The organism is Sphingomonas faeni (assembly GCF_030817315.1).
Lineage (GTDB): Bacteria > Pseudomonadota > Alphaproteobacteria > Sphingomonadales > Sphingomonadaceae > Sphingomonas > Sphingomonas faeni_C.
Window position 1 is genome coordinate 1,379,764 of the sequence record NZ_JAUSZF010000001.1, and the last position, 13,889, is coordinate 1,393,652.

10 protein-coding genes are annotated in these 13,889 nt (G+C 69.0%); 1 reads left to right on the plus strand and 9 read right to left on the minus strand.

Annotated elements, in window-relative coordinates; genetic code table 11:
• Positions 1–21: 21 nt before the first annotated feature.
• A complete protein-coding gene (locus QFZ54_RS06375) occupies positions 22–273 on the minus strand; it encodes a hypothetical protein (RefSeq protein ID WP_307085526.1) in 252 nt (83 codons plus the stop codon).
• A gap of 47 nt (positions 274–320) precedes the next feature.
• Positions 321–809 (minus strand): TonB family protein, encoded by a 489-nt coding sequence (locus QFZ54_RS06380; RefSeq protein ID WP_307085528.1) that lies wholly within the window; start codon positions 807–809, stop codon positions 321–323.
• Positions 810–910: 101 nt separating this feature from the next.
• On the opposite strand from QFZ54_RS06380, the gene argJ reads away from it, so the two are divergent.
• On the plus strand, positions 911–2,131 hold the full coding sequence (argJ, locus tag QFZ54_RS06385; RefSeq protein ID WP_307085531.1) for a bifunctional glutamate N-acetyltransferase/amino-acid acetyltransferase ArgJ: 1,221 nt from the start codon (positions 911–913) through the stop codon (positions 2,129–2,131).
• 54 nt (positions 2,132–2,185) lie between these two features.
• Here the strand turns inward: argJ and trxA are convergent, their stop codons facing one another.
• The 7 genes from trxA to QFZ54_RS06420 all read right to left on the minus strand — a co-directional run bounded on the left by trxA (position 2,186) and on the right by QFZ54_RS06420 (position 13,602).
• Complete coding sequence (trxA, locus tag QFZ54_RS06390; protein ID WP_307085533.1) at positions 2,186–2,509, minus strand: thioredoxin TrxA; 324 nt, start codon at positions 2,507–2,509, stop codon at positions 2,186–2,188.
• A gap of 64 nt (positions 2,510–2,573) precedes the next feature.
• Positions 2,574–6,005: a double-strand break repair helicase AddA gene (gene addA / locus QFZ54_RS06395; RefSeq protein WP_373458459.1), complete on the minus strand. Its 3,432-nt coding sequence runs from the start codon at positions 6,003–6,005 to the stop codon at positions 2,574–2,576.
• On the minus strand, positions 5,989–8,949 hold the full coding sequence (gene addB / locus QFZ54_RS06400) for a double-strand break repair protein AddB (protein ID WP_307085537.1): 2,961 nt from the start codon (positions 8,947–8,949) through the stop codon (positions 5,989–5,991). The genes addA and addB overlap by 17 nt, the downstream gene beginning before the upstream one ends.
• Positions 8,942–9,697: a nucleotidyltransferase family protein gene (locus QFZ54_RS06405; protein ID WP_307085539.1), complete on the minus strand. Its 756-nt coding sequence runs from the start codon at positions 9,695–9,697 to the stop codon at positions 8,942–8,944. Before QFZ54_RS06405 ends, addB begins: the two co-directional genes overlap by 8 nt.
• Positions 9,694–10,662 carry an aminoglycoside phosphotransferase family protein gene (locus QFZ54_RS06410; protein ID WP_307089301.1) on the minus strand — a complete coding sequence of 323 codons (969 nt, stop codon included), beginning with the start codon at positions 10,660–10,662 and terminating at the stop codon, positions 9,694–9,696. Before QFZ54_RS06410 ends, QFZ54_RS06405 begins: the two co-directional genes overlap by 4 nt.
• Complete coding sequence (gene tsaE / locus QFZ54_RS06415) at positions 10,659–11,102, minus strand: tRNA (adenosine(37)-N6)-threonylcarbamoyltransferase complex ATPase subunit type 1 TsaE (protein ID WP_307089303.1); 444 nt, start codon at positions 11,100–11,102, stop codon at positions 10,659–10,661. The genes QFZ54_RS06410 and tsaE overlap by 4 nt, the downstream gene beginning before the upstream one ends.
• Before the next feature lie 124 nt (positions 11,103–11,226).
• Positions 11,227–13,602 (minus strand): PAS domain-containing sensor histidine kinase, encoded by a 2,376-nt coding sequence (locus tag QFZ54_RS06420; RefSeq protein ID WP_307085541.1) that lies wholly within the window; start codon positions 13,600–13,602, stop codon positions 11,227–11,229.
• Positions 13,603–13,889: the final 287 nt, after the last annotated feature.

Below are 13,889 nucleotides of genomic sequence, written 5' to 3' on the forward strand. Positions count from 1 at the left end.
CTATAAGGTCACACCAAGACGCTATTCGCGGCGGCGCTCGGCCCATAGCGGCAGCGAAACGACGGCGATGGTGCGCAGCGTAGTGGCGACCGCGACCTGGGGTAGCGTCACGATGCCGGATACAGGCTTTATCAAGACCTTGGCGGGCATTGCTGCCACGGACTGCGAGCAGACGCTGCCCTGCGCGACGGCCTGTGCCGACTGGCCACGCGCACCCGGAACCGCGCCGGTCAGCGCGGACAGGAGGGCAGAGAGGAGCAGCAGGAGGTTCATGCGAGACTGGCTTTATGCGAGCCCGGGCGATAAATCTACCGTTCGTCTCACGGCAGCGCCCATCGGACGCGTGGCAATTCGATGCGCGAGGCGATGGCCTGCCCGTTCGCATCGCGCGCGGGAGTGAACTGGCCGTGGCGAACCGCGGCGCGGCACGTTCCGTGATCAAGCGAGTTGGTCCCACTACCCGCGAGGACTTCGCACGCTTCGACCGATCCATCCGCCGCGACGAGCAGGGCAGCTTTGACGGCACCTTCCTTGCCCTCGCGAGCAGCGGATGCCGGGTAATCGTCGGTACCAAACCAGTCGGCATAGCGTCCGATCGGCTTGGCTGGCGTGGTAGCCAAGGGGAGGTTGCGCGGGATCGTCGTTGGGAACGGTGCGCGCCACCAGCGATAGCCATTGCTCGCGATCGACAAGATGCATGCGGCCAAGGCGAAGCTGAGCGCAACGATCGATGCGACGACGACCATCACGCAGGTGGTGCTGCCGTCGAACCGTGCACCGGGTGCTGCGCTCATGTCCTCGTCGATCATGCTGCGTCCTTCTCCCCACGACCTTGGACACCGGCGCACGTCAGCGGGTCAAGTGTCACCAGCGATCTTGCCGCCCGCCGGGCAGCGACTATGAAGGCGGGATGCAGACCTCGCCGCTCGCCTTGCCCTTCCCCGCCGCCCCTTCGATCGACGGAGTCGCGCTGCATGTCGCGCGCGCGGCGTACAAGACCTGGGACCGGTGCGACCTGACGTTCGTGACGCTGGAGCCGGGAACCGTGGTCGCCGGTGTGCTGACGCAGAGCAAATGTCCTTCTCCTGAGGTGGAATGGTGCCGTGCGGCGCTGACGCTGGGTCAGGCTCGGGCGCTTGTCGTGAACGCCGGTAACTCGAATGCGTTTACCGGCTCGCGGGGGCGTGCGGCGGTCGAGGCGATCGCGGCGCGGACTGCGGCGCATCTTGGGTGCCAGCCTTCGGACGTGTTCGTTGCGTCGACTGGGGTGATCGGCGTGCCGTTGCCGATCGACAAGGCCGAGGCGGGGCTTGATGCGGCGTTCGCTGCCGAGCCATGCGGCTGGGAGGATGCGGCGGCGACGATCATGACGACCGACACCTTCACCAAGGGGGCGGTGACGACGGCGGTGATCGGGGATCGCACCGTCACTTTGGTGGGGATCATCAAGGGCTCGGGGATGATCGCGCCGGACATGGCGACGATGCTCGGGTTCATCTTCACCGACGCCGCGGCCGAGCCGGAGTTTCTGCAGACTGCGCTGTCGAAGGCGAACGCACCGAGCTTCTCGTGCATCACTGTCGACAGCGATACCTCGACCAGCGACACGGTGCTGGCGTTCGCGACCGGCAAGGCAGGCAATGCTACGCTTGCGGACGACGAGAGTGTCGGCGCGGATGCGTTCCGCGCGGCACTAGCGGATCTGTGCCACCAGCTCGCCATGCTCGTCGTCCGTGACGGCGAAGGCGCGCAGAAGTTGATCGAAATCCAGGTGACCGGCGCGGAGAGCGACCGCAGCGCACACCGGATCGCGATGAGTATCGCCAACTCACCGCTGGTGAAGACTGCCGTTGCTGGGGAGGACGCGAACTGGGGGCGGATTGTCATGGCGGTCGGCAAGGCCGGCGAACCTGCGGACCGCGACACGCTCTCGATCCGGTTCGGGAATACGCAGGTTGCCGAGGGGGGCTTGGCGCTTAGCGGGTATGACGAGGCGCCTGTGGCGGCGCATCTGAAGGGCCAGGAAATCGAGATCGGTGTCGATCTGGCTCTAGGCGAAGGTCGGGCCACGGTTTGGACCTGCGACCTTACGCATGGCTATATCTCAATTAACGCCGACTATCGGAGCTAATACCCCCTAATCCCGTCATCCCAGCTGTCGCCGAGATGACGGAGGGAGGTTAGCTTAGGCCAGTTCGCCCTCAAGCCAAGCCTTCAACCGGCCCTTGGGCTCCGCGCCGACCTTCATTGCCGCCGGAGCGCCGCCCTTGAACAGGATCATCGTCGGGATGCCGCGGACACCGTACTTGCCCGGCGCGTCGGGGTTCTCGTCGATGTTGAGCTTGGCGATCGTCACCTTCTCGCCGAGTTCCTCGGAGATTTCCTCCAACGACGGTCCTATCATCTTGCACGGGCCGCACCATTCCGCCCAGAAATCGACGAGCACGGGACCGTCTGCGTTCAGAACGTCCGCATCGAAGCTGGCATCGGTGATCTGCTTGGTCGCCATCGTGAATTCTCCTTGGTTGTACGTAATCTAGGGGTGCGGTGACGCAGGCTCAACCACCGGGGCGCTAGCTTTGCTCCGCGGGCCGATAGTGCGGCTTGTTCGCGGCCAGCTTCTCGGCGCCCAGCACGATCAGGCGTGGTCCCGCCGTGTACAGCAAGGCCGCCTCGACCGAGCGGCCCGGGAAGATCACGGCTAAGGCTTCGGCATAGGCCGACATCTGTTTCAGATGATAGTCCGGCACGTCATCGAGGCCGCTCGGCGCGCGGCGGCCGGTCTTGAAGTCGACGACCCGGACCCGGTCCGCCTCGATCAGCAGGCGATCGACCGTTCCCGACACGACGAGACCGTTCGCCAGGGTGGCCGCGATCGGGGCTTCGGCGAGCGTGTCCGCGCCGAACAGCTCGGCGAAGCGCGGATCGTCGAGCACGGCAACGACGCTCCGAACGATCTCGGCGCGCGCCGCGGCATCGTCTACGCCGCCGGCTTTGGCCAGCCAGCGATCCGCCGCCGCCGCGCGGTCCGCCACCGCGACGGCCGGCAGACGCTCGAACAGCGCATGGATCAGCCGGCCGCGTTCCGCCGCAACGCGCATTGCCGGCGTCGGTGGCGGATCGGAGACGGCGTCGTCGCCCAGGGCCGAGGGCGACAGCGGACGAGGGGGACGCGCTTCTTGCGGGGCCGGCTCATGCGCCCAGGCCGGCAGCTGCGCGTTCTCCACCTCGCGGATCGAGGCCGCAGGTTTGGCGATTACCGCAGGCTGAGGCTCGGCCCCGGCGAAGGTCCTCGACCCCTCACCTACCGGCACCTCAAGCGCGGTCAGCGCACGATCGGACGCCGCGTACCAGCTGTTTTCGGGTGGCACGCCTTTCGCGCGCGGCCCGAGCGCACCGGCGATCACCAGCCGTTCTTCCGCGCGCGTCGCGGCGACGTAGAAAAGACGCCAATGCTCCTCCAGTTCGCGCTGCTCGGCCGCCGACACGACCGCATCGAGTGGCCCGCCACGTTCGCTCGACCGCGGACGGAACACGGGGATCGGCGCAGCGCCGGGTTCGGGCGCCCATTTGAGGATCGAGCGCGGCGCCGCCGACGGGTCAGCGGTCGCATCCGCCAGAATGACGAGCGGCGCCTGCAATCCCTTCGCGCCGTGCGCCGTCATCACGCGGACGGCATCGAGGGGGGCGGATGGGTCGCGTACGATCTCCACATCGCCGCGGTCGAACCAGTCGAGGAAGCGCTGTAGCGATGGCGTCGTCGTACTCTCGAAGGTCAGAGCGGCGTTAAGCAGTTCCTCGATCGGATCGCGCGCCTCCGTGCCGAGGCGGCGGATCAGTTTCCGGCGGCCGTCGAGCGGGCCGGACAACAGCTCCTCAAGGAACTGGTAGGGCGTGGCGATGTCCGCCCGCGCGAGCATCGCCAGCAACGGGGCCAGTCTTGTCGCGGGTTGTGTGCGTTGCAGGTGCCGCCACAATGGGCCGGCCTCGCGCGGTGCTGCGGCCATGAGCTCGTCCTGCGTCCACCCAATCAGCGGTGAGACGAGCAGCGCGGCTACGGACAGGTCGTCCTCGGGCTGCAACACGAAGCGGATCGTCGCGAGCAGATCCTGCACCGCGAGCGGTGCGTTCAGCCGCAGGCGATCGACCCCCGCCACGGGCACGCCCTCGGCATAGAGCCGCGCGACGATCAGCGACGCGAGATCGCCGCGGCGCTTGACGAGGATCATCACGTCCTCCGGCCGCAACCGCCGCCCCTTGCTCTCCAGCATGAGCCCTGTGTCGGGCGAGATCCAGCCCTTCACCGCGCGCGCAATGTCGCTGGCGAGCTTGCGGACCGCGTCGTCGACCCAGCCTTCCTCGTCATCCTCGCTGCCGCCTGCCGATACCGGCGGCCACAAGGTCACCGTGCCGGGGCCCGCGACCTCGCTGGCGTGACGTTCGACCTCGCCCGCGATCCCGAGCCCCGGTTCGCCGATCGCGTCGATCGCCGCATCGACGAATTCCAGCACGGTTCGGGTCGACCGGAATGAGTGGCGGAGCGACAGTCGCGCCAAGGGAAGTCCGCGCTCCTCCTCGGGCCAGTCGTCGTCGCCCTCCGCTTCGCTCGCACGTCCGCCGAAATACTGCTCGGCCGCCTGGAAATTGAGCGGGTCGGTGCCCTGGAACCCGAAGATCGCCTGCTTGTAGTCGCCGACCGTGAACAGCGTCCGTGTCGACGGCGCATAGATGCCGCGCCCGACGAAGAACTCGTCCGCCAGCGCGCGGACGATCCGCCATTGGTGGCCGTTGGTGTCCTGCGCTTCGTCGATGAGCAGATGCTCGGTCGCTTGGTCGAGCTTGTAGCGGACCCATTCGCCGATCCCCGGCTGATCGAGCAGCGCCACCGTCGTGGCGATCAGATCGTCGAAATCGACCGCGCCTGCGCGGCGTTTGGCTAGGGCGTAGGCGCGCGCATAGTCGCGCCCGACCTCGAGCCCGTCGGCGAGCAGGTCGCAATAGGTTGCGCGCTGCACCATCGACAGCACGTCGGTGCACGCCTCGCCCAGATCACCCGCGAGGATTTCGTAGTCGGGTTCGGCATCGATCAGTTTCTTCGAGGCTTTGCGCTGCGTGCCCGTGCCGGTCAGCACGACGCTGGCAAGGTCTGCCAACGTTGCCGCGCGATCCTCGGAGTCGAGCCAGCGCTGGACGGTCGCCGCCGCGGCCAACCCCGTTGCCGTCCCCCAGGCGCGATTGGCCGCGGCGATCCGCGCGATCGCGTCGAGGTCTAGCGCGGCGCACCATTCCGCGATCGCCTCGTCGATATCGCCGGAAGGCAACCCGAGTTCGCGCCGGAGCCAGGGCTGGATACCGACCGGCAGAGCCTCCAGCGCGGGCAGCGCGCGGGCGCATGCTAGGAGGAACGCCTCCGCTCCCCCCTCGCCCATCCGCAGCGACAGCCGCCCCACGATCTCGACCGGGCGCTCGCGTCCCTCGCGCTCGGCGTCCGACAGCATCGTTGCCAGTGCTTCCCGCGCTAGCCCCGCCTCTTCGCGCGCCTCCAACGGCCGGAACCCCGGCGTCAGCCCGGCCTCGACCGGAAACGCCGCGAGCAAGCCCTGGCAGAAGCCGTGGATCGTCTGGATGCGCAGACCTCCGCCCGGCGCGTCGAGCACCTTGGCGAACAGCGTGCGCGCGCGATCCTGCAGCGCCTGTACCGGGCTCTCGCCTAGCGCGATCAGGTCCGCCGCGAGCGCGGGCGCGGGCATCCGCACCCAGGCCGCGAGCCGCCCGTTGATGCGCTGCGCCATCTCGGCCGCGCCTGCCTTGGTGAAGGTCAGGCACAGGATCGCGCCGGGATCGACGCCGCGCAACAGCAGCCGGAACACGCGGGCGGCCAGCACCTGCGTCTTGCCCGTACCCGCCGACGCGGACAGCCAGACGTGCGAGGCCGGGTTGCTCGCATCGGCCTGCGCGCCCCTCAGTCGGGGCAGCGTGGCGAGCGTATCACCGCTCACGGCCATACCATTCGTCGCGTCGCATCAACTGGTCATACTCGGCATAAGGGGCGTATTCGGGGACGAGTTTCGCGGTGAACGCGGCGCTGCCGGTCAGCCATTCGCCGACGACTTCGGTGAAGTTGTGCGCGGCGATCGCGGTGAACTCGGCGGTCGGGATCTTGTCGCGCTTGCCCTCGGGATCGACCGGGCTCTCGATATAGCCGAACGCGTCGCGCTTCTTGCCGAGCGACCAATATTCGAACGCGCCTGCGGTGCCGGAGACGTCCGGGAACCCGCCGCGCTCGGCGATCAGGCCTAGCAGCCCGAGTTGCAGGCTGTAGCCGGCACGGACCGCGGTTGGCGAAGGGGGCTTGCCGGTCTTGTAGTCGATCACGGCGAGACGCCCGTCGGGCAGCTTGTCGATGCGGTCGTAGCGCCCCGACAAAGTGACGCCGGCGATCTCGATCTTGCCCTTGCCCTCGGCGCTGGCGACGGTGCGGCCGTCCTCGCCCTGCGCGACGATAGCGCCCGCGATCCAGTCGATCGCCTCGAGTAACCGCGGCTGCCAGAGCGCGCGCATCATCGGATGCGTCCGCTCGTCGTCGAGCATCGCCTTCGCGCGCTGTCGCAGCGTATCGACGGTGCAATTGTCCTGCTTCCACCACTGCTCGAGGATGTCGTGTACCGCGGTCCCGCGCCAAGCCGCGCTCGGATCGGCATCGACCGGATCGAGCGGTATCAGCCCGAGCACGCGGCGGGCGTAAAAGGCATAGGGGTCGGCCTTCAGGCGGTCGACCTCGGTGACGGAGATGGCCTTCGGACGCAGCAGCGCTGGCGGTGACGGTGCGGGCCGGTCGGCGGGTAGATGTTCGCCAGGATCGTCGAGCGCTCGCGTCCAGCCTTCGAGGGCCGTAGCGCGTTCGAACCGATCGCCGGCGAGCGCCTGCAACCTTAGCCAAAGTCGCGACGCCAAGGCGGGCGACTTTGCATCACGCCGCGCCCGCGTGACGACTGCTCGCGGTGCTCCCAAAGCCTGCGCGAAATCATGTGCGGCGGTGCCGACGCGCCGTTCCAAGCCCGGCAGTCCGAGTTCCATGCGGATACGCGGCGCCAGCCAAGGGTCGGGCGCAGGCCGGCCCGGCCAAACGCCTTCGTTCAGACCGCCGAGCACCATGACGTCGGCCGTCTGCAACCTCGCCTCGATCAGGCCGTAGATCGCGAGCCGGGGATGCCCGCCCGGGGCTGGGCGTACCGCGACCTCGTCGAGCAACGTCCGCAGCAATTGCGGGAGTTCGCGCGGATCGATCCGCGGCGGACCGGCGGGGGCCTCGGCTTCGAGGTCGGCGAGGAACTCCGCCGCGGCGCGACCGGCGAGCCCCGACCAGAGATTGTCGCCGCACAGGGTCTGCGCCGTCTCGCGCAGGCAGGCGAGCACCGACGCCAAGGGCTGCGGCCCCTGATCGAACGCGCCTGCCAGTGGCGTCAGCAACGGCTGAACGTCGGCCCACCATGTTGCAGCCGTACCCTTGCGCTCCTCCAGATGCCCGGCGATCCCGTCGAGCCCCGCCGCCGGTCGCGGTCCGCGCAACCGCCGGTCCAGCGCGCGCGCGCCGTCGAGCCACAGCAAGCGATCCTCGCCTGCGCGCACAAGCGGATGCTTCAGCAATGCCAGCAGCGCGAGCGGCGAGAAGCGCTGCGCCGCTGCCTCTGCAAGCGCCAGCAACAACGTCCCCGGCGGAAGGATCGAAAGAGGCCGCCCCGCGCTGTCGTCGATGCCGATATTCCAGCGTCCGAGATGCGCCGCCACCCGCCGCGCAAGCGCACGATCGGGCGTGACGAGTGCGGCGGTACGCTCGGGCACCTCCAACGCCTCGCGCAGGACGAGCGCAATCGCCTGCGCCTCCTCCGCCGGGGTCGCGAGTTCGGCGGCGGTCACGCCCTTCAATCGGCGATCCTCCGCGGCGATCTGCGTCCACTTGCCGGTGAAGTCCGCGGGCGCCAGCGCGTTGGCGATCGCACGCCCGCGCGCGGCATCGGCGTCATGTCCCCCGCCCTCGCGCCACGTCTGCACCTCGCCGCGCGCGATACCCATGCGCAGGAGCATCAGCTTGGCATCGAACTGCGGATGGGTCTCGATCGACCGCCGCGTGAGCCCCGTCACCGGGTTCGGATCATGCGGCCCGAGCGCATCCCATTCCTCGTCCGGCAGCGCGAGGTCGAGCCCGGCGAACACAACCATCCCCTGCGGCATGTCGGCGATGCACCGGAGCAGCCGCGCGACGGCAGGTGCGGAATCGGTCACGCCTGCCGCACAGACGATCCCGGCGGGCGGCGCGCTCCGCCAGCGCTGGGCAAGCCGGTCAAGCAACGCCGAGCGTCGCGTCGCCGCGTCGATCCGCTCAAGCCGCGCCAGTTCGCCCGGCCAACGTTGCAGCACAATCTCGAACGTCGCCAGCGCGCGCCGCCAATGCTCGGTCAGCTCGGGCCCAAGCTCGATATCGCGCAACTTCGTCGGCGGCACCTCCTCGACCAGCAACTGATCGAGCGTCCGCGCGAGTTCGCCCGCGAGCCGCACCGCCTCCGCCGCATCGACCGGATGGCCTTCGCGCGCGCGCTCCTCCGACACCAGCCGCGCGAGGATCATCCGCCGCTGATACGGCGGCACGCCGGGCAGTGGCGGATCGATGTCGTCCGCGGGATCGAGCGCGGCGCCGACCGCCTCGCCCATCTCCGGATCGCCCAAGGCGACCAGCCGCGGCAACACCAGCCCGCCACCACTCGCGCGGACGAACGCCTCGGTCACCGCCTTCACCGCGCGATTGTTCGGCAGCACGACGAGTGCGCGCGCGAGTGCGAGCGGATCACGGCCCGCCCGCCGGGTCAGCCCGGCAACCAGCGCATCCGCGAACGCCCGGTGCGCGGGGATCGTGTACAGCGTCGGGCGATCCGTCGCGATCAGATCAGCCATCCGCGAGGATCGCCTCGGTCTTCGGGATCGCGGCGGGCGTGCCGACATCGAACCACAGGCCCTGGTGGACCTGACCATAGGCGCGGCCCGCCGCGATCGCGCGGTCCCAGAACAGGTTGGTAGAGAACGGCCCCTCCGGCCAGTCCGCGATCAGGCGCGGATGCAGGATCTGGATGCCGGTATAGGCGAACGGCGCGACCCGGCCGAGTTTGCGCCGCCCGGCGATCCGCCCGTCGCTGGCCAGATAGAAATCGCCCGTCCCACCGTGGTTGTTGGCACGCGCGAGCGGCACCATGAGCAGAAGCGCGTCCATCGTCGCGTCGTCCCAGCGCGATGCGAGCAGCTTGATCGCGTCCATTGGCCCGTCGATCCAGAGATTGTCGCTGTTGACGACCAGCACCGGCGCATCGCCGAGCAGGTGCCGCGCCTGGACGAGCCCGCCGCCGGTCTCCATCAGCATCTTGCGCTCGTCGGAGATCACGACGTCGATCCCCTCGAACCGGTCGGTGACGTGCGCCTCCAACGTATCCGCGAGATAATGCACGTTGACGACCGCGCGCTTGATGCCGGCCGCCTGCAACCGCTCGAAGACGTGGTCGATCAACGGCTTGCCCGCGACCTTCACGAGCGGCTTGGGCCGCGTAACGGTGAGCGGCCGCATCCGCTTGCCCAGGCCCGCCGCCATCACCATCGCCGTCTCGGGCACCACTCCGCGAGGGACAGGGCGGATCGTCTGCTGGCGGGTCACGCGCCCAGGGCCAGCGGATCGCCGCGGAGCGCTGGCGGCACGTTCGCCGCGAACCACGCCGCGACCGGCGCCATCCCCGGCTGTGCGAGGTCGCGCTCCAGATAGGTCCACACGCGCGGGCACATCGTCGGGTAATGCGGCTTGCCGTCGCGCTTCCACAGGCGCGTGAAGATCCCGAGGATCTTCGCATTCCGCTGCGCGCCGAGCACGTGATACGCGTTCATGAAACCTTCCCCCGCGTCCGCCGCCGCGCGATATCGCTCGAGCATCGCCGCCTCGACCGCGGGATCGACCGTCCGCCGAGCATCCTGCAACAGCGACACCAGATCATAGGCCGGATGCCCCGCCAAGGCGTCCTGGAAATCGAGCAGGCCGAGCAAGCGCGTCGGTCCGACCAGCATGAGATTCTCGGCATGATAATCGCGCAGCACCGTGACCGGCGTATGGGCGATAGCGTGATCGAACACCCCTTCCCAAGCCGCGTCCCAGCCTGTCAGATCGGGCTCGATCCCGACCGCAGGGCAGTACCATTCGACGAACAACCGCGCCTCGCGCCGCAGCACTGCGCGGTCATAGGGAGGAACGGGGCCCGCCGGATGGCCGCGCAACCGGACCAGCAGGTCGATCGCCGGCGCATAGAGCGAGAGTTCTTCGGCGGGCGCCGCATCGATCGCCTCGCGCAACCGATCGTCGCCGAAATCCTCGATCAGCACGAGCCCCTGGTCGAGGTCGCACGCCAGGATCGCCGGCGCCGCGAAGTCGCGCTCGACCAGCCACTCCGCCACGGCGATGAATGGGCGCGGGTCTTCATGCGGCGGTGGTGCGTCCATCAGGATCGCCCGACGTACTCCATCGACTGCGCGAAAATAGCGCCGGAACGACGCGTCGCCCGCGACCGGGAGGATCTGCGCCCCACCCCAGCCATGAGCGTCGAGAAAAGCGGCGGCGCCGGGCGGCGGGGTCATGTCGGCCATCGCGACCTCCAAGCTTCCGGCACCTCGACTGTCAAGCCGCGCGTGCCTTCCGGCTCGATCGTCAGGCTCAAGCGAAGCGCGTCCGGCCAGTAATCGGGACCTGCGCGCTCGGGCCACTCGATCAGCAGCAGCGAATCATAGCGTGCGTCGTCGAGCGCCAGTTCCTCGATCTCGGCGGGATCGTCGATGCGGTAGAGGTCGACGTGGAGCACGGGGAAGCGAACCTCGGGCGGCTCGTAGGGCTGGACGATCGCGAAGCTCGGCGATGGCGCCTCGCCGGCTAGGCCGAGCGCGGCGAGGAGTCCGCGCGCGACGCTGGTCTTGCCGGCGCCGAGCGTGCCTTCGAGGGTGATTACGTCGCCGGGCTGAACGCGCTCGGCGAGCATGGCCCCGAACGCCTCGGTCGCCTGGGGATCGGGTAGGAGGATCATGCGCATGAGCCCTCTCCCCCTCGGGAAGGGGGTTGGGTGAGGGGCTGTTCCGGGCGCCGCACCGCTAGGCAGCCCCTCACCCCGACCCTCTCCCCGAAGGGGCGAGGGAGGAGACCTAAAATCCTCATCGTCGCGGCAATTCTACGGTGATCAGCGTGCCCTCGCCCGGCTCCGAGAGCAGCTCGATCGTTCCACCGTGCGCCTCCACGAACTGTTTCGCCAACGGCAACCCCAACCCCAACGCCCGATCCCCCATGGGCTTGGACTCCGCGAACCGGTCGAACGCATGCGCGACCGCGTCCGCGTCCATCCCGACACCATCGTCCGACACCACGATCCGCGCCGACGTCGCGTTGCCGTCGGTATGCAGCAGCACGCGCCCGCCGTCCGGCGTCGCGGCGACCGCATGGCGCAGGAGGTGCTCGACGACCTCCTTCAACCGCTTCGGATTGCCGTTCACCCGCCCGGTCGAGCGCCCGACTTCGACGGCAAAATCGAGCTTCCGACGCTTGGCCGACGGCAGTATCGTCTCCGCCGCCGCGCGGACCGTGGTCGCGAGATCGACATCGCTGCGATCCGTTTCCGCACGGTCGCTCTCCGCCCGCGTCAGGTCGAGCACGTCGTCGACCAGCAGCCCGAGCCGCTCGACGGACTCGAGGATCGCCCCGACATAGCCCTCGGCCTGCGGCGTCAACGCCCCGGCATAGCCGCCATGCAGCATCTCCGCGAACCCGCTGATCGACGTCAGCGGCGTGCGCAGTTCGTAACTCATGTTCGCGACGAACGCGGTCTTCACCTTGTCGGTCGCCTCCAACGCATCGGCGCGATCGCGCAGAGCCTGCTCCGCGCGCCGGCTGTCGGTGATGTCGAGCATCGTGAACAGCGCATTTCCATCGGGCAGCGGCACGCCGGCAAACTCGAAATGCCGCCCGTCGGCGAACGCCACCCGCCCGCCGCGCTGCTGGCGGCCGACCGTCGCCGAGCGGACGAGATCGGGGATCAGCACGGACCTGCCGGGGGTCGCGAGCTTGTCCCCCGCCGCCTCGGCAAACGCATCGACGCGCGGATGCGAGGCCAGGAACTCCTCGTCCAGACCCCAGAGCGCGCGGAACCGGTTGTTCCAAAGCTGCAACCGGCCATCCGCCGCGAACACGCCGAGCGCCTCGAACAGATTGTCGAACGTCGCGGTCCGAACGCGCAGGAGCGTGTCGCGCGCGCTCGCGAGTTGCACCTGCTCGGTGCGATCCTCGAAGATCAGCAGCAGGCCGCCGTCGGGCAAAGGCTGCGCGACGACGCGAAGGTGCGTGCCGCCGCGAAGGTGCCAGTTCTCCTCCATCGCGCCCCCACCGGCCGCGCCCCCTTGCGCCGAGCCGGTCTGCATGAACCAATCGCGGCGCTCCGCCTTCCAGCTCGGAAAATCGCGGACTTCGGGCAGTCGGTTCGCCTCGCGCATCCGCTCGAGCACGCGGTCGAACTCGGGGCGGTCGGCGAGCCATTCGCTGCGCATCGCGAACATCCGCCGGAACGGCTGGTTGCAGAATACGAGCGACCGATCGCCGCCGAACTGCGCCACGCCCGCCGACAACCGGTCGAGCATCGCCCGTTGGGCTTCGGCGAACCGCTTGGCACCCGACCGTGCCTGCTCCAGCTCCTCGATGTCGATCGCGAACCCGGCCACGCCGCCGCTCGGTAGCGGTACGTCATAGATCTGCAGGGATCGCCGTGCGCCGTCGATGGTCGCGGGCAGGACCTGCTGGTGCGGCCGCCCCTGCTCGCGCGCGACCGCCGCGCCGGCGAGCGGACCGCCACGCCCGGACCCTTCGACCAACTCCAGTCCACGCGCGACGACATCGGCGGCATCGCGACCCTCGACCGCATCGACATACGCCGAATTGACCATCGCCAACCGAAGGTCGGTGGCGCGGTACCACATCGGCATCGGCGCCGCCTCGATCAGGCCGGTCAGCGACTCATACGCCTCGCCGAGCCGTGCGGTCTCGGCCCCAAGCCGGGCGATCTCCGCCTCGCTATCGGTGGCATCGAACGCCCAGAGCAGAACCGCCCCGGTCGCGCCCATCTCGCCCGGCGCGCGCGCGCCGCGAAACGTGATCGCCCGCGTCGAACCCTGCAACCGCACCGACCGCACGAACGCGCGCCCGGCCCGCTGTGCCGCGGCGACGTCGGCAATCAACCGCGCCGCATCGTCCGCCGACAGCGCAGTGCCCCCGGTGGCAAGCTCGGCGATCGACCGAGGCGGCGCGTCCAGCCCAAGCCAATCCGCCATCCGCTGAGTCATCTCGATCCGCCCCCCGGACCGGATCACCGTGACGATCGCCGGCGACCCGTCGAGGATAGCCTGCAACTGCGCGTTACTCTCGAGGACATCCGCGGCGGCACTTCTCGCACGCAGCCCTACGAAAATGAGAACGCCGCCCGCTGCGACCAGCGCTAGCAAAAGCACGCCCGCCAGCACCGCCGTTCCAAGGCTAACCGTGATCATCGTAAAGCGGAGGGGATACGGAGCGAGATCATCGCTACCCGTCTAGGCACCTCGAGACCGATCGGAAAGGCAGATGGCAAATGCCGACCGCATTTTCGCCGCGCGATGCCCCTGCGCGCGCCGCAGTCGGACGGACACCGCCAAATGTCTCCAACCTTGCCAGACTGTTGCAAGGAAGAAACACCACGCAAGAATCGTTCGCGGCTTGCCGCAAGACAATGGCAGAAGCCATGTCCCAGCCCTAGGCAGCGTCGCATCCACGAACGACAGCCCCTTTGTCGTTTCGC

Coding starts and splice junctions, on each gene's coding strand:
- QFZ54_RS06375 (WP_307085526.1), bottom strand. CDS start 273: ATGAACCTCCTGCTGCTCCTCTCTGCCCTCCTGTCCGCGCTGACCGGC.
- QFZ54_RS06380 (WP_307085528.1), bottom strand. CDS start 809: ATGATCGACGAGGACATGAGCGCAGCACCCGGTGCACGGTTCGACGGC.
- argJ (WP_307085531.1), top strand. CDS start 911: ATGCAGACCTCGCCGCTCGCCTTGCCCTTCCCCGCCGCCCCTTCGATC.
- trxA (WP_307085533.1), bottom strand. CDS start 2,509: ATGGCGACCAAGCAGATCACCGATGCCAGCTTCGATGCGGACGTTCTG.
- addA (WP_373458459.1), bottom strand. CDS start 6,005: ATGGCCGTGAGCGGTGATACGCTCGCCACGCTGCCCCGACTGAGGGGC.
- addB (WP_307085537.1), bottom strand. CDS start 8,949: ATGGCTGATCTGATCGCGACGGATCGCCCGACGCTGTACACGATCCCC.
- QFZ54_RS06410 (WP_307089301.1), bottom strand. CDS start 10,662: ATGACCCCGCCGCCCGGCGCCGCCGCTTTTCTCGACGCTCATGGCTGG.
- tsaE (WP_307089303.1), bottom strand. CDS start 11,102: ATGATCCTCCTACCCGATCCCCAGGCGACCGAGGCGTTCGGGGCCATG.
- QFZ54_RS06420 (WP_307085541.1), bottom strand. CDS start 13,602: ATGATCACGGTTAGCCTTGGAACGGCGGTGCTGGCGGGCGTGCTTTTG.